This is a genomic window from Pseudomonas sp. 22085 (genome assembly GCF_052045815.1).
GTDB classification, from domain to species: Bacteria; Pseudomonadota; Gammaproteobacteria; order Pseudomonadales; family Pseudomonadaceae; genus Aquipseudomonas; species Aquipseudomonas glycinae.
In genome coordinates this window covers 97,646-118,816 of record NZ_JBQEQA010000007.1, presented here as the reverse complement: position 1 = coordinate 118,816, position 21,171 = coordinate 97,646, and the positions used below count along the sequence as shown (strand labels likewise).

The window sequence follows — 21,171 nt, the reverse complement described above, 5'->3', positions numbered from 1 at the left end:
TTGTATGTCTACGACCAAGGTCTAATCGCAGTTATTTGGTCCCTGCAGGGTAAAGACTTCCTGATAAACCCAAAAAGAATTTATTAATTCTTTTTGATACCTTTCAGCTATATGGCCAGCCATTTGCCATCTTCACCGGGATACAGCGTATCGGCGACTAAGCTCATTACTAAATGGTATTTATTAGCCTTTTTTTAGATCGATTAGCTTTGACGCAACCCCGATTCGTCAATCCCTATCAAAAAGGCGACGCCATGATGGCCAAACGCGCACTATCTAGTCAATTTGTTACAGTTTGTGTATCGGCGCTGATTTCTTTTTCAACCCAGGCCGCCAACCTCACCGTGGGTTACCAGACCGGTATCGACCCGAGCAAAGTCCCCCAGGCCGACGGCGTATACGAGAAGACTATCGGCGAGAAGATCGACTGGCGCCGGTTCAACAGTGGCCCGGAAGTTGTGACAGCCATTGCCTCCGGTGATGTGCAGATCGGCAACCTCGGCTCGAGCCCGTTGGCGGCCGCCGCGTCGCGCAATCTGCCGATCGTGGCCTTCATCGTCTCGGCGCAGATCAATGCCGCTGAAGCGCTGGTGGTGCGTAACGGCAGCGGTATCAACAAGCCCGAAGACCTGATCGGCAAGACCATCGCCACACCTTTCGTTTCCACCTCCCACTACAGCCTGCTCGGCGCGCTCAAGCACTGGGGCCTGGACACCTCGAAAGTCAAAGTGGTGAACCTGCAACCCGCTGAAATCGCAGCCGCCTGGAAACGTGGCGACATCGACGGGGCCTTTGTCTGGTCGCCGGCGCTGGGTGAAATCCGCAAGACCGGCAAGACCCTGACCGACGCCGCGCAGGTCGGCCAATGGGGCGCGCCGACCTTCGAGGTCTGGGTAGCGCGCAAGGATTTTGCCGAGAAGCATCCTGAAGTCGTGGCCAAGTTCGCCAAAGTGACCCTGGACTCGTTCGCTGATTACGCGGCCCATAAAGACAGCTGGACGGCCGACTCGGTGCCTGTGCAGAAAATCGCCAAACTGACCGGTGCCAATGCTGCCGACGTTCCGGAATTGCTCGCAGGTTCGGCCTTCCCGGACGCCAAGGCGCAACAGACCACGGCGCTGCTGGACGGCGGCACGGCGAAGGCGATTGGCGAGACGGCGAAGTTTTTGAAGGAACAGGGCAAGGTCGAAAGCGTTTTGCCTGACTACTCGCCGTATGTCAGTGCGAAGTTTGTAGCCGAATAACCGCTATCACGAGCAAGCTCGCTCCCACACGGGTTCAGTGAACCTTTGTGGGAGCGAGCTTGCTCGCGATGAGGGCGTCATATCACAGAGACTTTTCGAAGATCTTCGAATTGCGCTGATAGTTATAGAGAGAAGCCCGCGCTGCCGGCAGGCGCTCGACGCTGCTCGGTTCGAAACCGCGCTCGCGGAACCAGTGGGCAGTGCGGGTGGTGAGGACGAACAAAGTCTTCAGGCCCTGCGCCCGGGCACGGGTCTCGATGCGTTCCAGCAGCTCGTCGCCGCGACCGCCATGGCGATACTCGGGATTCACCGCCAGGCACGCCAGCTCGCCGGCATCCGAATCGGCAATCTGATACAGCGCCGCGCAGGCGATGATCATCCCTTCACGTTCGACCACGCTGAACTGTTCGATCTCGCGCTCCAGCACTTCACGGGAACGGCGCACCAGAATCCCCTGCTCTTCCAGCGGACTGATCAGGTCGAGCAAGCCGCCGACGTCTTCAATCGCCGCCTCGCGCACCAGTTCGAATTGCTCCTGGGCCACCAGCGTGCCGCCACCGTCACGGGTGAACAGTTCGGTCAGCAGCGCGCCGTCCTCGGCATAACTGACGATATGGCTGCGCGCCACGCCGCCACGACAGGCTTCGGCGGCGGCATCCAGCAGTTCGGCCTGATAGTTGCTGCCCAGACGCTGCAGATGTGCCGGCACCTGTTGCGGGCGCAGCTCGCGCACCAGTTTGCCGTTTTCGTCGATCAGACCGAGGTCGGCGCCGAACAGCAGCAGCTTGTCGGCGCCCAGATCGATGGCGGCGCGGGTGGCGACGTCTTCGCAAGCCAGATTGAAGATTTCACCGGTCGGCGAATAGCCCAGCGGCGACAGCAATACGATGGAGCGCTCGTCGAGCAGGCGGTTGATGCCTTTGCGGTCGACCCGGCGCACTTCGCCGGTGTGGTGATAGTCGACACCTTCCAGCACGCCGATCGGCCGCGCCGTCACGAGGTTGCCGCTGGCCACCCGCAGGCGCGAGCCCTGCATCGGCGACGAAGCCATGTCCATCGACAGCCGCGCCTCGATGGCGATGCGCAACTGGCCGACCGCATCAATCACGCACTCCAGGGTCGCGGCATCGGTGATGCGCATGCCGTGGTGGTAATGCGGGGTCAGGCCGCGTGCGGCAAGGCGAGTTTCGATCTGTGGACGAGAACCGTGAACCAGCACCAGCCGCACGCCGAGGCTGTGCAGCAATACGATGTCATGGACGATGTTGCCGAAATTCGGATGCTCGACGCCGTCGCCCGGAAGCATGACGACGAAGGTGCAATCGCGGTGAGCATTGATATAAGGAGACGCGTGGCGAAGCCAATTGACGTATTCGGGCATGAACCTGGGCCTGTAATAAATAGCAGCCGGAAAAGGGGCGAAACGGAAAACGCACAGCGGGCTGATGGTTATCGTCGGAACAGGCTTGGCGACACGCGCGCTCTCCTCATGAATACGGGTGGGTGTGTGGGCAATTTATACAGTTTTGAGACAGTAATGTTCGATCAACTGCCGCAATAGATGCACGGTAGGCTGCAAACGTGACATTTCGAGGTACTCGTCCGGCTGGTGCGCGCAGGCAATGTCGCCAGGGCCGAGCACGATGGTTTCGCAGCCAAGGCGCTGAAGATAAGGCGCTTCGGTGCCGAACGCTACCGCTTCGGCCGTGTGGCCGGTGAGTTTTTCGGCAATTCGCACCAGTTCCGCGTCTTCGGCCTGCTCGAACGGCGGCACTTCGGGAAACAGCGGCGCGTAATCGATCTTCACTTTATGCCGTTCGGCGACCGGGTTGAGCTTGCGCAGAATCTCGCTGCGCAAGACTTTCGGGTCCATCCCCGGCAACGGCCGCAGGTCGAACTCCAGCGAACACTGGCCGCAGATGCGGTTGGGGTTGTCGCCACCATGGATACAGCCGAAGTTCATGGTGGGTTGCGGCACGCTGAACTGCGGGTTGTTGAATTCGCGCTGCCACAGCAGGCGCAGGCCGCGCAGTTCGCCGATGGCATCGTGCATCGCTTCGAGGGCGCTGTGTCCCAGACGCGGATCCGACGAATGGCCGCTCTGCCCGAGGATATCAATGCGCTCCATCATGATGCCCTTGTGCATGCGGATCGGCTTGAGCCCGGTCGGCTCGCCGATCACCGCCGCCCGGCCCAGCGGGCGCCCCGCTTCGGCCAGCGCCCGGGCACCGGACATCGAACTTTCTTCATCGCAGGTGGCGAGTATCAGCAGCGGTTGTTTGAAAGGCTGGTCGAGCAGCGGTTGCACGGCTTCGATGATCAGGGCGAAGAAGCCCTTCATGTCGCAACTGCCGAGACCGACCCAGCGACCATCGACTTCGGTGAGTTTCAGCGGGTCGGCTTTCCACAGCGCATCGTCGTACGGCACCGTGTCGCTGTGCCCGGCCAGCACCAGCCCGCCGGGGCCGCTGCCGAAACTGGCGAGCAGATTGAATTTTCCGGGGCTGACCTGCTGGATGTCGCAACTGAAGCCCAGATCTCCCAGCCATCCGGCGAGCAGATCGATCACCGCCCGGTTGGACTGGTCGAGGCCCGGCTGGGTGCAACTGACCGACGGCGCGGCGATCAGTGCAGCGAACTGGTCTTGCATGGACGGCAAAGGCATCGCTGACTCCAACTCCCGGATTGAGGTTCATCATAGAACCATCCGGCGCCGAGAATAAACCGCCGCAAAGCGTAGGAAGGTTCAGTCCTGTACACTGCACGGCCTTGGCAGCCACACATTCCCCCGGCTGCGCTCCCGATCCTGGATTTTCCGGCCATGCAGAAAGAAACCGAAATCAAACTCCGCGTCAGCCGCGAAACCCTCGCCGCCCTGCGCGAGCACCCTCTCCTGAAAAAACGCAACAAAAGTGGCTGGGAACGCCGTGAGTTGATGAATCAGTACTTCGACACGCCTGAGCGTGACCTGGCCCGGGCCAGGGTTGCCCTGCGCCTGCGCAAGGACGGTGAAGAGGTGATTCAGACCCTCAAGACCCGTGGCCAGAGCGTCGCCGGCCTGTCCGAACGTAACGAGTACGACTGGAACCTGCCCAAAGCCAAGCTCGACGTGAAGAAACTCGACGGCGAATGCTGGCCCGAGTCCCTCGCCGAGCTGGACAAGAAAACCCTGAAGCCGATCTTCACCACCGATTTCGTCCGCGAACGCGCCGAAATCGCCTGGGGCCGTGGCAAGACCAAAGTGGTCATCGAAGCCGCGCTGGATCTGGGCCACGTGGTAGTCGGCAAACAGAAAGAAGAAATCTGCGAGCTCGAACTGGAACTGCGCGAAGGCGAGCCTGCCGCGCTGCTGGAACTGGCTGCCGAACTGGCCGAAACCCTGGCCCTGATGCCGTGCGACATCAGCAAGGCCGAGCGCGGCTATCGCCTGTATGACGCCAACAGCTACTCGCTGAGCCTGCCGGCGCCGGCCATTACCTCCGAAACCCCGCTGGACGACGCCTTCGCCGCCCTGGCCTGGCACTTGCTCGGCAGTAGTCAGCGTCTGGCCGAACAGTATCGTTTCAACGGCCACTGGCGCCTGCTGCAGGACTGGGTCGAGAACCTCGCGGAAATGCGTGCCCTGCTCAGCAGCCTCGGCCAGGCCGCGCCGCGTGCGTCGACCCACGACCTGCGCGTTGCCCTTGATGCCCTGCTGGAAGACTGGCGTCCGCTGGTACAGGTCGGTATCGAAGACGAAGACGTGCGCAAAGCCGCGCCGGAGCAGTTCCTCGAAGAACTGGAAGATCCGCGCTGGGGCCTGTTCTCGCTGAACGCTTCGCGCTGGTTGCTGGCCCGCACCTGGGCTGCCGACCGCAACACCCGTGGCAATCGCCAGGGTGCCGCGCAGTTGCAAAGCTGGCTGCCGCGCCTGCTGGGCGAAGAAGCCACTTCGCTGCAATTGCAGCGTTATCAGCAACAGCCGGAAGATCTGGCCGAGCAACTGCCGCGCATCGAGCGCATCCAGGTCTGGTTGCACCACGCGCGCAACGTGCTGGAAATCCCGGAAATGGATCGTCTGTACGGCGAGCTGAACAAACTGGCGCAACTGGCCAACGAGCCGACCATCACCGACGAACTGTTCGATGCACGCAAGCATCAGGCGATTGCGGTGTACCAGAATCGCGCCTGGAAAATGCTGCTGCGCATGTAATTCCGGCGAAAGATCGTTCCCACGCTCTGCGTGGGAACGATCATCCCCCGCGTGATCAGCGCAGTACCGGCAAACTGGTCGTGGACTTGATCTCCGACAACGCCACAATCGAGTTCACTTCCTGAATCCCCGGCACCAGCGACAGCTTCTCGAAGAAGAACCGCTCATACGCCTCGATGTCCGCCGCGACGATCCGCAGCAGGAAATCCACCGCCCCCATCAGCACGTAACACTCCAGCACTTCGGGAAAGCCGCGAATCGCCTCGGTGAACTCAGTGAAGTTCGAACGGCCGTGGGCGTTGAGTTTGATCTCGGCGAAGATCTGCGTGTTCAGACCGATCTTCTTGCGATCGAGCAAGGTCACCTGACCGCGAATGATCCCCTCCTCCTTCATCCGCTGAATCCGCCGCCAGCACGGCGACTGTGACAGGCCCACCTGTTCGGCGATCTGTGCGCTGGACAAGGAAGCGTCCTCTTGCAGCAGGGCGAGAATGCGCCGGTCGTAGCTGTCCAGATCGCTGTGCATAAATAATCCTCAAAATTATCCAGCGGCGAATTGATATGCCTATTCAATCGCCTTTTCAGCTCATCTTAGACAAGAAATACCCGGCATCGAATGTAAAAATTCCTCCACCGATTCCGGAGACCTGTCATGCCACACCTCGAAGCCGTCAACACCCCTGCGCCCCGTGCCGATGTGTGGAACGCCAGCAACGCCCATTGCCTTGCGCAATATCAGATCCTGGCTGAGGCCGAGCCGGATTTGCTGGTGCGGGTGCTGAACCTGTTCGCCTTGCAGTGCCTCACGCCGGAGCAGGTCAATGTCCAGCGGCTGGACGATCTGCTGTCGATCGACATCATCATGGGTGGCCTGAGCTGGCACCGCGCCCAGGTGATCGCGGAAAAACTTCGTAACCTGATCAGCGTCTGCTCGGTGAACCTGCAAAACCCCGACGCGGCGTGGGATGCACCGGCGCAGGCGGCCGGCTGACAAGAACCGAAACGTCTTCGTCGGGTAGTGGCCCAACGGTCGGCAGGGCCACGACTATCCTTTGCGCACTGTCGTTCAAAAGGAGCCCGCATGTCCGTTCAACTCGCCACTCAGGATCGCTGGCTGGATCTCAATGAGGTACTGCGTGAACTGGTCGCCCAAGGCTTCATCTGCCAGGACTCGGCGGAGCAAGCGCTCAACGCCCGGCGTCGGCATGCCGCCCACGGCCAGAAACACCCGCTGGAATTCATCGCCAGCCAGCAACTGGACGATCTCAGCCGTCCGGGCAAACACCTCGACCTGGAAAGTCTGACGCTGTGGCTGGCGCAGCAGGCCGGCCAGCCGTACCTGCGGATCGATCCGCTGAAGATCAACGTCGCCGCCATCACGCCGCTGATGTCCTATGCCTTTGCCCAGCGCCACAAGATTCTCGCGGTGTCGGTCGATCGCGATGCAGTAACCGTGGCCAGCGCTCAGCCCTACGTCAGCGGCTGGGAGGCCGATCTGACTCACGTCCTGAAACTGCCGATCAAACGGGTGGTGGCCAACCCGGCGGACATTCAGCGTTTCAGCGTCGAATTCTTTCGCCTCGCCAAATCGGTCAGCGGCGCCAGCAATGCCGATGCGCAGGGCGGCAACCTCGGCAACTTCGAACAGTTGCTCAACCTCGGCGCCAGCGATCAGGAGCCCGACGCCAACGACGCGCACATCGTCAACATCGTCGACTGGCTGTTCCAGTACGCCTTCCAGCAACGGGCCAGTGACATCCACATCGAACCCCGGCGCGAGCAAGGCACGGTGCGTTTTCGCATCGACGGCGTGCTGCACAACGTCTATCAATTTCCGCCGCAGGTGACGATGGCCATCGTCAGTCGCCTGAAAAGCCTTGGCCGGATGAACGTCGCCGAGAAACGCAAACCCCAGGACGGCCGGGTCAAGACCAAGACTCCGGACGGCGGTGAAGTCGAGTTGCGGCTGTCGACCCTGCCCACCGCGTTCGGCGAAAAAATGGTCATGCGGATCTTCGACCCGGAAGTCCTGCTCAAGGATTTCGATCAGCTCGGCTTTTCTGCCGACGACCTGCGGCGCTGGCAGGACATGACCCGCCAGCCCAACGGCATCATCCTGGTCACCGGGCCGACCGGTTCCGGCAAAACCACCACGCTGTACACCACGCTGAAAAAACTGGCGACTCCGGAGGTCAACCTCTGCACCATCGAAGACCCGATCGAGATGGTCGAGCCGGCCTTCAACCAGATGCAGGTCCAGCACAACATCGACCTGACGTTCGCCGCCGGCGTGCGTGCGCTGATGCGGCAGGACCCGGACATCATCATGATCGGCGAGATCCGCGATCTGGAAACGGCCGAAATGGCGATCCAGGCGGCGTTGACCGGACACCTGGTGCTCTCGACCCTGCACACCAACGACGCGCCGAGCGCCATCAGCCGCCTGCTGGAACTCGGCGTGCCGCATTACCTGATCAAGGCCACCGTGCTCGGCGTGATGGCGCAACGACTGGTGCGAACCCTGTGCCCGCACTGCAAGGCGCCGCTGACTCTGGACGAAGAAGACTGGCAAACCCTGACCCGGCCGTGGCAGGCACCGCTGCCGGGCAATGCGCAACGGGCCATCGGTTGCCTGGAGTGCCGTGACACCGGTTATCACGGTCGCGCCGGGGTCTACGAAATCATGCAACTGAGCGACAACCTCAAGGCCTTGATCAGCCCCGACACCGATCTCACCGCGATCCGCCGGCAGGCGTTCAAGGAAGGCATGCGCAGCCTGCGTTTGTCCGGTGCGCAGAAAGTCGCGGCGGGGCTGACAACCCTTGAAGAAGTATTGCGGGTGACACCACAGAGCGAGCAGAAATAAGTGCTCACGGAACCGGATCGGGGAAACGACGATCCAACCGGTTATTCAACACCAGTGGAGTCACCCAACATGCGTCTCAAACTTGCTGTCGCTACCCTCGCCTTGCTGTCCCTCCCTGTTGGTTCAGCGATGGCCGACAGCTTTTGGCGTAACGTCATTTCGTCCGGTGCCACCACCGGCTCGACCTACCTGACTTTCAAGGATCACAAACTGATCGTTGCCGCCCAGGACGACGCCGGCAGTTTCGTCGCCAGCGACGGCGGTATCCGTGGCCCGTACCTGGAAGCCGCGATGCAGAAAGTCCGCGCCGACAACCCGGGCCTGCAGGCAACGGACATGGAACTGGCGAACGCGATTCTGGCGAAGAACGCCGTGGCGTCGGAATAACCTTCCGGACAAACAAAAATGCCGCTCACACGAGCGGCATTTTTTTGCCCGCTGATCAGCGGTAATCGTCAACCGGCACACAGGCACAGAACAGGTTGCGGTCGCCATAGACGTTATCGACCCGGTTCACCGCCGGCCAATATTTGTGCGCCTTGGTGTGCGCATCCGGCGTGATGCCCTGCTCGATGCTGTACGGCCGTTCCCACACGCCGGTTATATCGGCCAGGGTATGCGGTGCCCGTTTGAGCGGGTTGTCCTCGGCCGGCCAGTTGCCGTTCTGCACCTCGGTGATTTCTGCGCGAATGCTCAGCATCGCGCCGATGAAGCGATCCAGTTCGGCCTTGGACTCGCTCTCGGTCGGCTCGACCATCAAGGTGCCCGGCACCGGGAACGACATGGTCGGCGCGTGGAAGCCGTAATCCATCAGGCGCTTGGCGACGTCTTCCTCGCTGATGCCGGTGGCAGCCTTCAACGGCCGCAGGTCCAGAATGCATTCGTGGGCGACTCGCTCGTTGCGACCGGTGTACAGAACAGGGAACGCACCGGACAGGTGCTGCGCCAGGTAATTCGCCGCAAGGATCGCCACTTCGCTGGCATCCGCCAGTTGCGGCCCCATCATCGCGATGTACATCCAGCTGATCGGCAGAATGCTCGCACTGCCCCATGGCGCGGCGCTGACCGCTCCGTTCTGCGGTTGCGGCCCGTCGATCGGGATCACCGGATGGTTGGCAACGAATGGCGCCAGGTGCGCACGCACGCCAATCGGCCCCATGCCCGGCCCGCCTCCGCCGTGGGGAATGCAGAAGGTCTTGTGCAGGTTCATGTGTGACACGTCGGCGCCGATGTCCGCCGGCCGCGCCAGCCCGACCTGAGCGTTGAGGTTGGCGCCGTCCATGTAAACCTGGCCGCCGTGCTGGTGGATAACTTCGCAGATTTCGCTGATGCCTTCCTCGTACACGCCGTGGGTCGACGGGTAGGTCGCCATCAGGCACGACAGCCTGGCCCCGGCCTCGGACGCCTTGGCTTTCAAGTCCTCCAGATCGACATTGCCAGCGTCGTCACACTCGACAATCACCACGCGCATCCCGGCCATCTGTGCCGAGGCCGGGTTGGTGCCATGGGCCGAAGAAGGGATCAGGCAGATATCCCGCCCGCCCTGCTGGCGGCTCTCGTGGTATTTGCGGATAGCCAGCAGCCCGGCGTACTCGCCCTGGGCGCCGGAGTTGGGCTGCATGCAGATCGCATCGAACCCGGTGATCGCGCACAGCCAGCGCTCCAGCTCCTCGATCATCAGCGTGTAACCGACAGCCTGCTCCCGGGGCACGAACGGGTGCAGATTGGCGAATTGCGGCCAGGTGATCGGGATCATTTCGCTGGTGGCGTTGAGTTTCATGGTGCAGGAGCCCAGCGGGATCATCGACTGGTTGAGCGCCAGATCCTTGTTCTCCAGTTGCTTGAGGTAGCGCAGCATCTCGGTTTCGCTGTGGTGGGCGTTGAACACCGGGTGGCGCAGGTACGGCGTGCTGCGTTGCAGCGTGTCGGGAATACCGGAGGCCAGCGTTTCGGCGTCGAGATCATCGATGCTCAACCCGTGATCGGCGCCCAGCAGCACATCGAACAGTCTGGCCACGGTGTTTTCATCACAGGCCTCGTCGAGGCTCAGACCCAATTGGCCACGGCCGAGGATGCGCAGGTTGATCTGTGCGGCCTGAGCGCTTTCGATGATCGCGGTTTGCGCCCCGCCCACGTCCAGTGTGAGGGTGTCGAAGAAGTGTTGGTTGAGGCGCTGGATGCCATGGCGTTCGAGCCCGGCGGCGAGAATGCAGGTCAGCCGGTGCACCCGCTGGGCGATTCGTTTCAGCCCTTCCGGGCCGTGATAGACCGCATAGAAACTGGCGATATTGGCCAGCAACACCTGGGCGGTGCAGATGTTCGAATTGGCCTTCTCCCGACGAATATGCTGCTCGCGGGTTTGCAGGGCCATGCGCAGCGCGACGTTGCCACGGGCATCTTTCGACACGCCGATGATCCGTCCCGGTATCGCCCGTTTGTATTCCTCGCGGCTGGCGAAAAACGCCGCGTGCGGGCCGCCGTACCCCATCGGCACGCCGAAGCGCTGGGATGAACCGAACACCACGTCGGCACCCAGTTCGCCCGGCGGGGTCAGCAGCAACAGACTGAGCAGATCGGCCGCCACGCAGGCCAGCGCCTGCTGCGCGTGCAGGTGATCGATCAGCGGCCGCAGGTCGCGGACTTCGCCGTGGGTGTCGGGGTATTGCAGCAGTGCGCCGAACACCTGGTGCTGCTTCAAGTTATCCACAGCGTCGACGATCAGCTCGAAGCCGAAGCCTTCGGCGCGGGTCTGCACCACGGAAATGGTCTGGGGATGACAGTTTTCGTCGACGAAGAACAGATTGCTTTTCGACTTTGCCACACGTTTGGCCAAGGCCATGGCTTCTGCCGCGGCGGTGGCTTCATCGAGCAGCGAAGCGTTGGCCAGTTCAAGGCCGGTGAGGTCAATGGTCAGTTGCTGAAAGTTGAGCAACGCTTCGAGCCGGCCTTGGGCGATTTCCGGTTGATAAGGCGTGTAGGCGGTGTACCAGCCGGGATTTTCCAGCACGTTGCGCAGGATGACGGTCGGGGTCAGGGTGCCGTGGTAGCCCATGCCGATCAGGCTGGTCCAGACCTGGTTCTGCTCGGCGTAACCGCGCAGTCTGGCCAGCGCTGCCTGCTCGTCCAGCGCCGGTGGCAGGTCCAGCTCGCGGTTGAGGCGAATGCCCGGCGGCACGGTCTGCTCGATCAGTTCGACCCGGCTGCCGAGGCCGAGGCTGTCGAGCATCGCCTGCTGCTCTGCAGCATCGGGGCCGAGGTGGCGGCGCAGAAAGGCATGGGGATCGCGTAACTGGCTCAGGGATGGCAACTGGGACATGACGGGCTCTCTCTTGGCTGGCGGCTCGGCGTCAATGCAACACGGTCAAACCAGCATAGCAGCCACCCCGACGGCCAAAGTCCCGGGCAGAAAAAAGCCCCGACGGGTCGGGGCTTTGCGGTGTTGCGTGAAGCTTATTCGCCGATGGCAGCCTTGTAGGCGGCAGCGTCGAGCAGCTTGTCCAGCTCGGCCTTGTCGCTTGGCTTGAGCTTGAAGATCCACGCGGCGTACGGATCGTTGTTCAGTTCTTCCGGCGAACCGGCCAGGTCTTCGTTGACGGCAATCACTTCGCCACCGACCGGGGAGTAGATGTCGGAAGCGGCCTTCACCGACTCGACGACACCGGCGGTATCACCGGCGGCGAACACCTTGCCCACTTCTGCCAGCTCGACAAACACCACATCACCCAACGCTTCCTGGGCATGATCGCTGATGCCCACGGTGACGGTGCCGTCGGCTTCCAGACGCGCCCATTCATGACTTTCGGCAAAACGCAGTTCAGCTGGGATGTTGCTCATGCTCGGTGTCCTCAAGAAATTGTCAGCGGTCGTGCCCGCCGGAAAAGGTTTAGATCAAGGTTTTGCCGTGACGGACAAAGGTCGGTTTGACCACGCGTACCGGATACCACTTGCCACGGATTTCCACTTCGGCGCGGTCGGCAGTCGCCATCGGTACACGCGCCAGGGCAATCGACTTGCTAAGCGTAGGAGAGAAACTACCACTGGTGATCTCCCCTTCGCCAACATCAGCGATACGAACCACCTGATGGGCCCGCAAAACCCCGCGCTCTTCAAGCACCAGGCCGACCAGTTTGTGCTGCACGCCGGCGGTTTTTTCCGCCTCCAGCGCGTCGCGACCGATGAACCGACGCGTGGCCGGCTCCCAGGCGATGCTCCAGGCCATGTTCGAGGCCAGTGGTGAAACGTCCTGGTGGATGTCCTGACCGTAGAGATTCATGCCGGCCTCGACCCGCAGCGTGTCGCGGGCACCGAGGCCGATGGGGGAAATGCCGGCGCCCACCAGATCGTTGAAGAATCCGGGGGCCTGATCGGCCGGCAGGGCGATTTCCAGACCGTCCTCACCGGTGTAGCCGGTGCGCGCAATGAACCAGTCGCCGTCGACGTGGCCCTCGAAAGGCTTGAGCATCTGGATCAGGTTGGCGCGGGACTGGGTCACCAGCTCGGCAATCCTGTGCCGGGCATGGGGACCTTGAATGGCGAGCATCGCCAGCTCAGAGCGTTCGGTCATCTGAACATCGAAGCTGCCCAACTGTGCCTGCATCCAGGCCAGGTCCTGATCGCGGGTGGAGGCGTTGACCACCAGACGATAACCGTCCTCGAGGCGGTAGACGATCATGTCGTCGACGATACCGCCGCGCTCGTTGAGCATGGTGCTGTACAACGCACGGCCGGGGCTGTGCAGGCGTTCGACGTCATTGGCCAGCAAATGCTGGAGCCAGGCCTTGGCCTGGGGGCCGGTGACATCGATCACGGTCATGTGGGAAACATCGAACACCCCGCAATCGCGACGCACCTGATGGTGTTCCTCGACCTGCGAGCCGTAATGCAGAGGCATGTCCCAACCGCCAAAATCGACCATCTTCGCGCCAAGGGCGAGATGCAGGTCATACAGAGGCGTACGCTGTCCCATGGGTTTCTCCTTCCGGGCGTGGCGAAGGTGCGGGGCGCTGCTGCACGGATCGGAAAACCCTGTCAAAAAGGGCTTTCAGCCGATTTCAGCGACAGGGTCTGTCAGACGGACCGCACCGAATGCCGCGCATTGTAGCCGCATGATTCAGGACTGACGACTAAGTGTTTCTGTGCGCCGAGCGTCGGATCAAACCGATGACCGGCAACAGACCGACCAGCACTAACGTCAGCGCCGGCAGCGACGCCCTCGCCCATTCGCCTTCGCTGGTCATTTCGAAAATCCGCACCGCCAGCGTGTCCCAGCCAAACGGGCGCATCAGCAGGGTGGCGGGCATTTCCTTGAGCACGTCGACGAACACCAGCAGCGCGGCGCTGAGCGTGCCGGGCAGCAGCAACGGCAGATACACTTTGAAAAACAGTCGCGGCCCACTGACACCCAGGCTACGTGCCGCTTCAGGCAAAGAAGGCCGTATACGCGCCAGACTGCTTTCCAGCGGCCCATAGGCCACGGCCACGAACCGCACCAGATACGCCAGCAGCAACGCCGCCAGACTGCCCAGCAGCAACGGCTTGCCCGCCCCGCCAAGCCAGCCGGACAGCGGAATCACCAGCTCCCGATCCAGATAACTGAACGCGAGCATGATCGACACCGCCAGCACCGAGCCTGGCAAGGCATAACCGAGATTGGCCAGACCGACTGCGGAGTTGATCGTCCGGGTCGGCGCCAGACGCCGGGCGAAGGCCAGCAACATCGCCACGCTGACTGTGATCAACGCGGCCGTGCCGCCCAGATACAGCGTATGGAGAATCAGCCCGGCGTAGCGCTCATCCAGATCGAAGCGCCCGCGCTGCCAGAACCACACCACCAGTTGCAGCACCGGAATGACAAATGCACAGGCAAACACCAGACCGCACCAGCCGGTCGCCGCCCAGGCCTTGGGCCCGCGCAGGTGATACAGCGCCTTGATCCGTGGCCGCTCGTTGCTCGCCCGATTGGCGCCGCGCGCGCGACGTTCGCCGTACAACACCAGCATCACCACCAGCAGCAACAGGCTGGCCAGTTGCGCGGCGCTTGGCAGGCTGAAGAAGCCGTACCAGGTCTTGTAGATCGCGGTGGTGAAGGTGTCGAAGTTGAACACCGACACCGCACCGAAATCCGCCAGGGTTTCCATCAACGCCAGCGCCACGCCGGCACCGATGGCCGGCCGCGCCATCGGCAATGCCACACGCCAGAACGCCTGCCACGGTGACTGGCCGAGTACTCGCGCCGCTTCCATCAGGCCCTTGCCCTGAGCCAGGAACGCAGTACGCGCCAGCAGGTAGACATAGGGATAAAACACCAGCACCAACACCAGAATCACCCCGCCGGTGGAGCGCACTCGCGGCAGGCGCAGGCCGGTGCCGAACCATTCTCGCAGCAGGGTTTGTACCGGGCCTGCGAAATCCAGCAGGCCGACGAAGACGAACGCCAGCACGTAGGCCGGGATGGCGAACGGCAGCATCAGTGCCCAGTCGAGCCAGCGGCGGCCGGGGAATTCGCAGAGGCTGGTGAGCCAGGCGAGGCTTACGCCGATCAGTGTCACACCGACACCGACGCCGAATACCAGCGTCAGGGTGTTGCCCAGCAGGCGTGGCATCTGGGTTTCCCACAGGTGCGACCAGATCTGGTGGTCGATGGTTTGCCATGAGAGCAGGAGCACGCTGAGGGGGAGCAGCACCAACGCGGCGATGGCGAAGACGATGGGGTACCAGCGGCGTTGGGCGGGGTGGGCCAAGGAAACAGTCTCGTTCAAATGATTGTGCCCACGTTTTGCGTGGGCACACATTCTGTGACGCTCCGCGTCACGCTGTCGATGATGCGACGCAGAGCGTCGGGGACTGCATTCCCACGCAGAGCGTGGGAACGATCAATGTTGTTGTATGTAAAAACTCAGTTCCAACCCGCCCGATCCATCATTCGGATCGCTTCAGCCTGACGCTTGCCCGCCACTTCAACCGGCAGCGTATCAGCCACGAACTGTCCCCACGCCGCCACTTCTTCCGAAGGCTTCACCGCCGGATTCGCCGGGAACTCCTGGTTCACGTCTGCAAAGATCTTCTGCGCCTCAGGCGTGGTCATCCACTCGACCAAAGCCTTGGCCGCTTCCGGGTGCGGGGCGTGTTTGGTCAGGCCGATGCCCGACAGGTTGACGTGTACACCACGATCCGCCTGATTCGGCCAGAACAGCTTCACCGGCAGTTCCGGCTTCTGCTTGTGCAGGCGGCCGTAGTAGTAAGTGTTGACGATGCCGACGTCGCACTGGCCGGCGTTGATCGCTTCCAGCACCGCGACGTCGTCGGAGAACACGTCGGTGGACAGGTTGTTGACCCAGCCCTTGAGGATCTTCTCGGTTTTTTCGGCACCGTGGACTTCGATCATGGTGGCGGTCAGCGACTGGTTGTAGACCTTCTTCGCCGTGCGCAGGCACAGGCGGCCTTCCCAGTTCTTGTCGGCCAATGCTTCGTAGGTCGTCAGCTCGCCCGGTTTCACCCGTTCGGTGGAATAGGCGATGGTCCGCGCGCGCAGGCTCAGGCCGGTCCAGGCGTGGCTGGAGGAGCGATATTGCAGGGGAATGTTGGCGTCGATGGTTTTCGAGGTAAACGGCTGGAGAATGCCCATCTGCTCGGCCTGCCAGAGGTTGCCGGCATCGACGGTCAAAAGCAGGTCGGCGGTGGCGTTCTCGCCTTCGGCCTTGATCCGCTGCATCAGCGGCGCTTCCTTGTCGGTGATGAACTTGATCTTCACCCCGGTCTTGGCGGTGTAGGCATCGAACACCGGCTTGATCAGCTCATCGATACGCGAGGAGTAGACCACCACCTCGTCGGCGGCCTGGGCGGCAGTGCTGCCGATCAGGGTCAGGGCCAGTGCGGTCAGAACACGCTTGGATGCCAACATGGGAGCGGTCTCTCGGTCGGGAAAAGTGGCCCAAATGATAAGGACTCACATTTACGAGCTCAATCGAACACTTTCCCAAGGAGTTACCAGATGTTGCACGACCGTCGTCAGGCCTTGGCCAGGGCCGGCAAGTCCCCGGTCAGTCCCAATGCTTCACGCACAAACAGCGCCTTGGCCTCGGGCATCTGCTCGACGATTTTCAGCCCGGTGTTGCGCAGCCAGCGCAGCGGCAGCGGGTCAGCCTGGAACAACCGCTCGAAGCCTTCCATCGCGGCCATCAGCGCCAGGTTATGCGGCATACGTCGGCGTTCGAAGCGGCTCAGGACCTTCACGTCCGCCAGGCGTTCGCCGCGTTCGTGCGCTTGCAACAGCACTTCGGCCAGCACCGCGGCGTCGAGGAAGCCGAGGTTCACACCCTGCCCCGCCAACGGGTGAATGGTGTGTGCGGCATCACCGATCAGCGCCAGGCCTTCGGCCACGTAGCGCTTGGCGTGACGCTGACGCAGCGGCACACACAGGCGCGGGTCGGCGCTGATGACCTCGCCGAGGCAACCTTCGAACGCGCGCTCCAGCTCACGGCAGAAGTCCGCTTCCTCCAGCGCCATCAGCCGTTCGGCTTCGCTCGGCGTGGTAGACCAGACGATCGAGCACCAGTCCTGCTGACCGTCACGCTCCAGCGGCAAAAACGCCAGCGGCCCGTGATCGGTGAAACGCTGCCACGCGGTCATGCGGTGCGGCTTGCTGCTGCGCACGCTGGTGACGATGGCGTGATGCAGGTAATCCCACTCGCGAGTGGCGACACCGGTCAGACGGCGCACCGCAGAATTGGCGCCGTCTGCCGCGATCACCAGCGGCGCGCGCAAGGTGCGGCCGTCGGCCAGGGTCAGCAGCCAGTCGTCACCGGAACGGCGCATCTGCTCCAGTCGCGCGTTGGCCAGCAGGCCCATATCGCAATCGTGCAGACGGTCGAGCAAGGCATCCTGGACCACGCGGTTTTCGACAATGTGGCCGAGCACATCGGCGTGCACGCTGCTGGCCGAGAAGTGGATCTGCCCGGTGCCGCTGCCGTCCCAGACGTGCATGTCGGTGTAAGGGCTGCTGCGTCGATTGACGATGCCGTCCCATACGCCGAGGCGATCGAGGATCCGCTGGCTGGCCGCCGACAGTGCGCTCACCCGTGGCTCGAACGGTGCGTCGCCATTGAAGGGTTTGACGCTCAACGGGCTGCCGTCGAGCAGCAGGACTTCCAGCCCGCTGCCCTGCAACGCCAGCGCCAGGGCGCTGCCGACCATTCCGGCTCCGACAATCAGCACATCCGCGCGCATTTCCATGCTTTAAGCCTGTCTCGCTGGCGGCTTGAGCCGCACGTAAAGGGTTTTACCGACCCGCGCCACCAGATTGCCGGCGCCGTCATGAATGTCGACCTGCAACTGCGGCAGGTATTTCTCGCCACTGGCGGTCTGCCGACGGATCTCGTCGAGCAGGGTGTCGTCGATGTTGAACCGGGCGAACACCGGGCCTTTGCCCGGCGATATGAAATCAATGTCGGCGGCCTTGTCCCAGACGATGTAGCGCGAGCCGAGGTTCTCCATGAGCATCAACATGAAGAACGGATCGACCATCGAATACAGACTGCCGCCGAACTGGGTGCCGACGTAATTGCGGTTGTACCAGCCCAGGCCCATCGAGACCTGGATGTCACGAAAGTCATCGCTGATGTGCTGCACCCGGACACCGGCGCCGAAGTACGGCGGGTAGAGCGTCATGATCCAGCGCATCAGCCGCGCCTTGCCAAACCGTCTGATCAGCCACTCACGCATCCGGCCGCGTCCCCAGCCCCATGGCCTGACGGGCGAACCAGCGTTTGGCCGGCGGCATCAGATCGAGGCCGAGCAGGCCGATGTTGCGCCCCAGCGACACCAGCGGCTGGGTGCTGCCGAACAGGCGCGTAACCTGATCGGAGAAACCGACGGTGAGGTCCTGATCGAGACGCTGACGCTCGCGATAGGCCTGCAGCGTGGCGAAATCTCCCAGCGGTTTGTCGCTGGCCAGCAGCGCGGCGGCCAACGCATCGGCATCGCGCAGGGACAGGTTGAAACCCTGCCCGGCAATCGGGTGCAGGCTGTGGGCGGCGTTGCCGAGCACGGCCAGATGCGAACGCACCTGCTCTTCGGCTTCCACCAGCGACAGCGGATACAGATGTCGCGCGCCGACCTGCTTCAGGGTGCCGAGACGGTAGCCGAACACGCCTTGCAGCTCGCTGAGGAAATCACGTTCGCTCAGGTCGGCCAGCCGTTGCGCGTCCATGCCCAGACGGGTCCAGACCAGCGCGCAGCGGTTTTCCGGCAGCGGCAGCAGCGCCATCGGACCTTCGTCGGTGAAGCGCTCGAAGGCCATGCCGTTGTGCGCTTCGCTCGGCGTGATGTTGGCGATCAGCGCGCTCTGGTTATACGGACGCTTGCGTACGTTGATGCCCAGTTGCTCGCGCAGACCGGAACGGCCGCCATCGGCGAGCACCGCCAGATCGCACTCGACCGAGGTTTCATCGTTGAGGGTCAGGCGATAGCCGTCGGGCAACGGTTCCATGCGGGAAACTTCCGCCGGGCAGCGCCAGCTGATCACCTCTTTGTCGAGGTGCTGCCACAGGCACTGGCCGAGCCAGGCGTTTTCAACGACATAGCCGAGCGCCGGAACGCCCTCTTCCATCGCCGACAGGCGAGCGGTGGAAAAACGACCACGGTCGGACACGTGAATCTGCTTGATCGGCTCGGCGCGGCGGGAAATTTCCTGCCACACGCCCAGCCGCTGATAAATCTGCCGCGAACCGAAAGACAGCGCCGAGGAACGCGCGTCGTAGCTCGGCTGCCAGCTGTCACCGGGGGCGAACGGTTCGATCAGCACGATCTTCCAGCCACGGGCCTTGGCCCCGGCCTGCAAGGCCAACGCCAGACTGGCACCGACCAGACCGCCACCGATGATTGCCAGATTGACCCGACTCATGCCGCGCAGGTCCGTGCTTGCGCCATCAGGGCTTCGATCTCGGCGACGGTTTTCGGCACGCCGCCGGTCAGGATTTCACAACCGCTCTTGGTCACTACCACGTCATCCTCGATGCGCACGCCAATGCCGCGCCATTTCTTCGCTACGTTCTGATTGTCCGGGGCGATGTAGATGCCCGGCTCCACGGTCAGCGCCATGCCGACTTCCAGCACCCGCCATTCGCCGCCGACCTTGTATTCGCCGACGTCATGCACATCCATCCCGAGCCAGTGGCCGGCGCGGTGCATGTAAAACGCTTTGTAGGCCTCGGTAGCGATCAATTCGTCGACTTCGCCCTGCAACAACCCCAGCTTCACCAGCCCGGCGGTGATGACCCGAACCGTGGCTTCGTGCGCCTGGTTCCAGTGTTTGTTCGGAGCGATTTCGGCGAACGCGGCTTCCTGCGAAGCCAATACCAATTCGTAGATCGCTTTCTGCTCGGCCGAGAACTTGCCGTTGACCGGCCAGGTGCGGGTGATGTCGCTGGCGTAGCAGTCGATCTCGCAACCGGCGTCGATCAGCACCAGATCGCCGTCCTTGAGCAGCGCGTCATTTTGCTGGTAATGCAGGATGCAGCTGTTGCGCCCGGCAGCGACGATCGAACCGTAGGCGGGCATTTTCGCTCCGCCCTTGCGGAACTCGTAATCGAGCTCGGCTTCGAGGCTGTACTCGTACAGCCCGGCACGGCTGGCCTGCATCGCCCGGATGTGGGCCTGGGCGGAAATCCGCGCCGCTTCGCGCATCACTTTCACTTCTGCCGCCGATTTATACAGGCGCATGTCGTGCAGCAGGTGATCCAGGGCAACGAATTCGTTCGGCGGCTGAGCGCCGAGGTGCGCCTTGGAGCGGATCACGTTGATCCAGTCCATCAGGTGGCGGTCGAATTCCGGGTTGCTGCCCATCGCCGAATACACCCGGTCGCGGCCTTCGATCAGGCCCGGCAGAATGTCGTCGATGTCGGTGATGGGGAAAGCGTCATCGGCGCCGAAATCGCGGATCGCGCCTTCCTGGCCGGCGCGCAGGCCGTCCCAGAGTTCGCGTTCGGCGTTGCGTTCACGGCAGAACAGCACGTACTCGCCATGTTCGCGACCGGGCATGAGGACGATGACCGCCTGTGGCTCGGGGAAACCGCTGAGGTACTGGAAGTCGCTGTCCTGGCGATAGACGTGCTCGACATCGCGGTTGCGGATGGCGACCGCGGCGGCCGGCAGGATCGCGATGCTGTTGGGTTCCATCTGCGCCATCAGCGCCTTGCGGCGTCGGGCGTATTCCGCTTTCGGGATATGGATCATGGGCAGATGGCTTTCCCTGGCACGCGATCAGTGCAGCGACGGCTTGGCCGCTGGCGGCACGTCGGCCTTTTTGGTTTCGGAGAACAGCAGCAGCGGCGCTACACGCAGGTACTCCATGACTTCCATATAGTCGCTTTCGCCGTCTTCGGATTCTTCCAGGGCGTCTTGCACCTGGGAGATCGCTGCCAAATCCTGCAACACTTCGGTAGCTTCGGTGCTCAGCATGCTGCTATCGCGGCAGTTCAGGCCGAAACCGGTGAGGAAGCCCTGGCACCATTCGCCCAGCGCGGCGGCGCGCTCGGCCAGAGGTGCGTCATCGTTCGGCAGCAGCAGAACCACGGTGACGTCGTCGCCGGTGAGTTCGCTCTTGACCATCTCCTGCAGACCGATCAGCGCGTTGCGAACGTTGTCCTGCGGCTCGCTTTCAAGCAGCTCGGCGGCGTCGATCAGCCACTCTTCGGCATTGAAGCCGGCGCCGGCACAACTGCGGCCGAGCAACAGGCCGTGCAGTTCGGCAGGCGAAACGGAGTGACCGCTGGAGTTCAGCAGGGTGGCGAAGCCTTGGTACGGGGAATTCTGAATGGGCATGGGCAGCTAGGCGCCAGACGGCGCTATGTCTAGAATGAAGGCCTTGTATC

At 62.5% G+C, this 21,171-nt stretch carries 18 protein-coding genes; 5 read left to right on the top strand and 13 right to left on the bottom strand.

The window, feature by feature from the left end:
* Positions 1 to 254 precede the first annotated feature (254 nt).
* The gene (tauA, locus tag ACTJK7_RS10530; protein WP_064379983.1) at positions 255 to 1,244 is read left to right on the top strand and encodes a taurine ABC transporter substrate-binding protein; all 990 of its coding nucleotides are present in this window, start codon (positions 255 to 257) and stop codon (positions 1,242 to 1,244) included.
* An 82-nt stretch (positions 1,245 to 1,326) separates the two neighbouring features.
* Here the strand turns inward: tauA and argA are convergent, their stop codons facing one another.
* Both argA and argE read right to left on the bottom strand, forming a co-directional pair.
* Positions 1,327 to 2,625 carry an amino-acid N-acetyltransferase gene (gene argA, locus ACTJK7_RS10525; protein ID WP_007951778.1) on the bottom strand — a complete coding sequence of 433 codons (1,299 nt, stop codon included), beginning with the start codon at positions 2,623 to 2,625 and terminating at the stop codon, positions 1,327 to 1,329.
* Between the two features lie 135 nt (positions 2,626 to 2,760).
* The gene (gene argE / locus ACTJK7_RS10520) at positions 2,761 to 3,909 is read right to left on the bottom strand and encodes an acetylornithine deacetylase (protein WP_108563512.1); all 1,149 of its coding nucleotides are present in this window, start codon (positions 3,907 to 3,909) and stop codon (positions 2,761 to 2,763) included.
* Between the two features lie 156 nt (positions 3,910 to 4,065).
* Here argE and ACTJK7_RS10515 point away from each other — a divergent pair, with 156 nt between their 5' ends.
* Positions 4,066 to 5,436 (top strand): CYTH domain-containing protein, encoded by a 1,371-nt coding sequence (locus tag ACTJK7_RS10515; protein WP_108563513.1) that lies wholly within the window; start codon positions 4,066 to 4,068, stop codon positions 5,434 to 5,436.
* A 55-nt stretch (positions 5,437 to 5,491) separates the two neighbouring features.
* Here ACTJK7_RS10515 and ACTJK7_RS10510 read toward each other — a convergent pair whose 3' ends face one another.
* Positions 5,492 to 5,962, bottom strand: coding sequence for an Lrp/AsnC family transcriptional regulator (locus ACTJK7_RS10510; protein ID WP_064379977.1), 471 nt, complete (start codon positions 5,960 to 5,962; stop codon positions 5,492 to 5,494).
* Between the two features lie 126 nt (positions 5,963 to 6,088).
* Here ACTJK7_RS10510 and ACTJK7_RS10505 point away from each other — a divergent pair, with 126 nt between their 5' ends.
* From ACTJK7_RS10505 to ACTJK7_RS10495, 3 genes are all read left to right on the top strand, one after another.
* Positions 6,089 to 6,427 carry a hypothetical protein gene (locus ACTJK7_RS10505; protein WP_197867150.1) on the top strand — a complete coding sequence of 113 codons (339 nt, stop codon included), beginning with the start codon at positions 6,089 to 6,091 and terminating at the stop codon, positions 6,425 to 6,427.
* Positions 6,428 to 6,517: 90 nt separating this feature from the next.
* The gene (locus tag ACTJK7_RS10500; RefSeq protein WP_440779465.1) at positions 6,518 to 8,302 is read left to right on the top strand and encodes a GspE/PulE family protein; all 1,785 of its coding nucleotides are present in this window, start codon (positions 6,518 to 6,520) and stop codon (positions 8,300 to 8,302) included.
* 69 nt (positions 8,303 to 8,371) lie between these two features.
* Positions 8,372 to 8,689 (top strand): DUF2388 domain-containing protein, encoded by a 318-nt coding sequence (locus ACTJK7_RS10495; RefSeq protein WP_007951791.1) that lies wholly within the window; start codon positions 8,372 to 8,374, stop codon positions 8,687 to 8,689.
* A gap of 55 nt (positions 8,690 to 8,744) precedes the next feature.
* Here the strand turns inward: ACTJK7_RS10495 and gcvP are convergent, their stop codons facing one another.
* The 10 genes from gcvP to ACTJK7_RS10445 form a co-directional block, all read right to left on the bottom strand.
* Positions 8,745 to 11,618 (bottom strand): aminomethyl-transferring glycine dehydrogenase, encoded by a 2,874-nt coding sequence (gene gcvP, locus ACTJK7_RS10490; RefSeq protein WP_440779463.1) that lies wholly within the window; start codon positions 11,616 to 11,618, stop codon positions 8,745 to 8,747.
* 134 nt (positions 11,619 to 11,752) lie between these two features.
* Positions 11,753 to 12,136 carry a glycine cleavage system protein GcvH gene (gene gcvH, locus ACTJK7_RS10485; protein WP_011336464.1) on the bottom strand — a complete coding sequence of 128 codons (384 nt, stop codon included), beginning with the start codon at positions 12,134 to 12,136 and terminating at the stop codon, positions 11,753 to 11,755.
* Positions 12,137 to 12,185: 49 nt separating this feature from the next.
* Positions 12,186 to 13,268, bottom strand: coding sequence for a glycine cleavage system aminomethyltransferase GcvT (gene gcvT, locus ACTJK7_RS10480; protein WP_064379969.1), 1,083 nt, complete (start codon positions 13,266 to 13,268; stop codon positions 12,186 to 12,188).
* Between the two features lie 157 nt (positions 13,269 to 13,425).
* Positions 13,426 to 15,042 (bottom strand): ABC transporter permease, encoded by a 1,617-nt coding sequence (locus ACTJK7_RS10475; RefSeq protein ID WP_108563517.1) that lies wholly within the window; start codon positions 15,040 to 15,042, stop codon positions 13,426 to 13,428.
* Between the two features lie 155 nt (positions 15,043 to 15,197).
* Entirely contained in the window at positions 15,198 to 16,202 is a 1,005-nt protein-coding gene (locus tag ACTJK7_RS10470) for an extracellular solute-binding protein (RefSeq protein WP_085746745.1), read from the bottom strand.
* A gap of 107 nt (positions 16,203 to 16,309) precedes the next feature.
* Positions 16,310 to 17,527 carry a 2-octaprenyl-3-methyl-6-methoxy-1,4-benzoquinol hydroxylase gene (locus ACTJK7_RS10465; RefSeq protein WP_199913042.1) on the bottom strand — a complete coding sequence of 406 codons (1,218 nt, stop codon included), beginning with the start codon at positions 17,525 to 17,527 and terminating at the stop codon, positions 16,310 to 16,312.
* 9 nt (positions 17,528 to 17,536) lie between these two features.
* A complete protein-coding gene (locus ACTJK7_RS10460; RefSeq protein WP_085653958.1) occupies positions 17,537 to 18,022 on the bottom strand; it encodes a DUF4442 domain-containing protein in 486 nt (161 codons plus the stop codon).
* Positions 18,015 to 19,202, bottom strand: coding sequence for a 2-octaprenyl-6-methoxyphenyl hydroxylase (gene ubiH, locus ACTJK7_RS10455; RefSeq protein ID WP_108563520.1), 1,188 nt, complete (start codon positions 19,200 to 19,202; stop codon positions 18,015 to 18,017). The genes ACTJK7_RS10460 and ubiH overlap by 8 nt, the downstream gene beginning before the upstream one ends.
* A complete protein-coding gene (pepP, locus tag ACTJK7_RS10450; protein ID WP_007951809.1) occupies positions 19,199 to 20,533 on the bottom strand; it encodes a Xaa-Pro aminopeptidase in 1,335 nt (444 codons plus the stop codon). The genes ubiH and pepP overlap by 4 nt, the downstream gene beginning before the upstream one ends.
* Positions 20,534 to 20,560: 27 nt before the next feature.
* Positions 20,561 to 21,121 carry a YecA/YgfB family protein gene (locus tag ACTJK7_RS10445; RefSeq protein ID WP_007951810.1) on the bottom strand — a complete coding sequence of 187 codons (561 nt, stop codon included), beginning with the start codon at positions 21,119 to 21,121 and terminating at the stop codon, positions 20,561 to 20,563.
* Positions 21,122 to 21,171: the final 50 nt, after the last annotated feature.

Excerpts from the sequence above, each read along its gene's own strand:
- ACTJK7_RS10495 (WP_007951791.1), top strand. The coding sequence starts at position 8,372 with ATGCGTCTCAAACTTGCTGTCGCTACCCTCGCCTTGCTGTCCCTCCCT.
- gcvH (WP_011336464.1), bottom strand. The coding sequence starts at position 12,136 with ATGAGCAACATCCCAGCTGAACTGCGTTTTGCCGAAAGTCATGAATGG.
- ACTJK7_RS10500 (WP_440779465.1), top strand. The coding sequence starts at position 6,518 with ATGTCCGTTCAACTCGCCACTCAGGATCGCTGGCTGGATCTCAATGAG.
- argE (WP_108563512.1), bottom strand. The coding sequence starts at position 3,909 with ATGCCTTTGCCGTCCATGCAAGACCAGTTCGCTGCACTGATCGCCGCG.
- gcvP (WP_440779463.1), bottom strand. The coding sequence starts at position 11,618 with ATGTCCCAGTTGCCATCCCTGAGCCAGTTACGCGATCCCCATGCCTTT.
- gcvT (WP_064379969.1), bottom strand. The coding sequence starts at position 13,268 with ATGGGACAGCGTACGCCTCTGTATGACCTGCATCTCGCCCTTGGCGCG.
- ACTJK7_RS10505 (WP_197867150.1), top strand. The coding sequence starts at position 6,089 with ATGCCACACCTCGAAGCCGTCAACACCCCTGCGCCCCGTGCCGATGTG.
- ubiH (WP_108563520.1), bottom strand. The coding sequence starts at position 19,202 with ATGAGTCGGGTCAATCTGGCAATCATCGGTGGCGGTCTGGTCGGTGCC.
- ACTJK7_RS10515 (WP_108563513.1), top strand. The coding sequence starts at position 4,066 with ATGCAGAAAGAAACCGAAATCAAACTCCGCGTCAGCCGCGAAACCCTC.
- ACTJK7_RS10460 (WP_085653958.1), bottom strand. The coding sequence starts at position 18,022 with ATGCGTGAGTGGCTGATCAGACGGTTTGGCAAGGCGCGGCTGATGCGC.
- tauA (WP_064379983.1), top strand. The coding sequence starts at position 255 with ATGATGGCCAAACGCGCACTATCTAGTCAATTTGTTACAGTTTGTGTA.
- ACTJK7_RS10445 (WP_007951810.1), bottom strand. The coding sequence starts at position 21,121 with ATGCCCATTCAGAATTCCCCGTACCAAGGCTTCGCCACCCTGCTGAAC.
- pepP (WP_007951809.1), bottom strand. The coding sequence starts at position 20,533 with ATGATCCATATCCCGAAAGCGGAATACGCCCGACGCCGCAAGGCGCTG.
- ACTJK7_RS10470 (WP_085746745.1), bottom strand. The coding sequence starts at position 16,202 with ATGTTGGCATCCAAGCGTGTTCTGACCGCACTGGCCCTGACCCTGATC.
- ACTJK7_RS10510 (WP_064379977.1), bottom strand. The coding sequence starts at position 5,962 with ATGCACAGCGATCTGGACAGCTACGACCGGCGCATTCTCGCCCTGCTG.
- argA (WP_007951778.1), bottom strand. The coding sequence starts at position 2,625 with ATGCCCGAATACGTCAATTGGCTTCGCCACGCGTCTCCTTATATCAAT.
- ACTJK7_RS10465 (WP_199913042.1), bottom strand. The coding sequence starts at position 17,527 with ATGCGCGCGGATGTGCTGATTGTCGGAGCCGGAATGGTCGGCAGCGCC.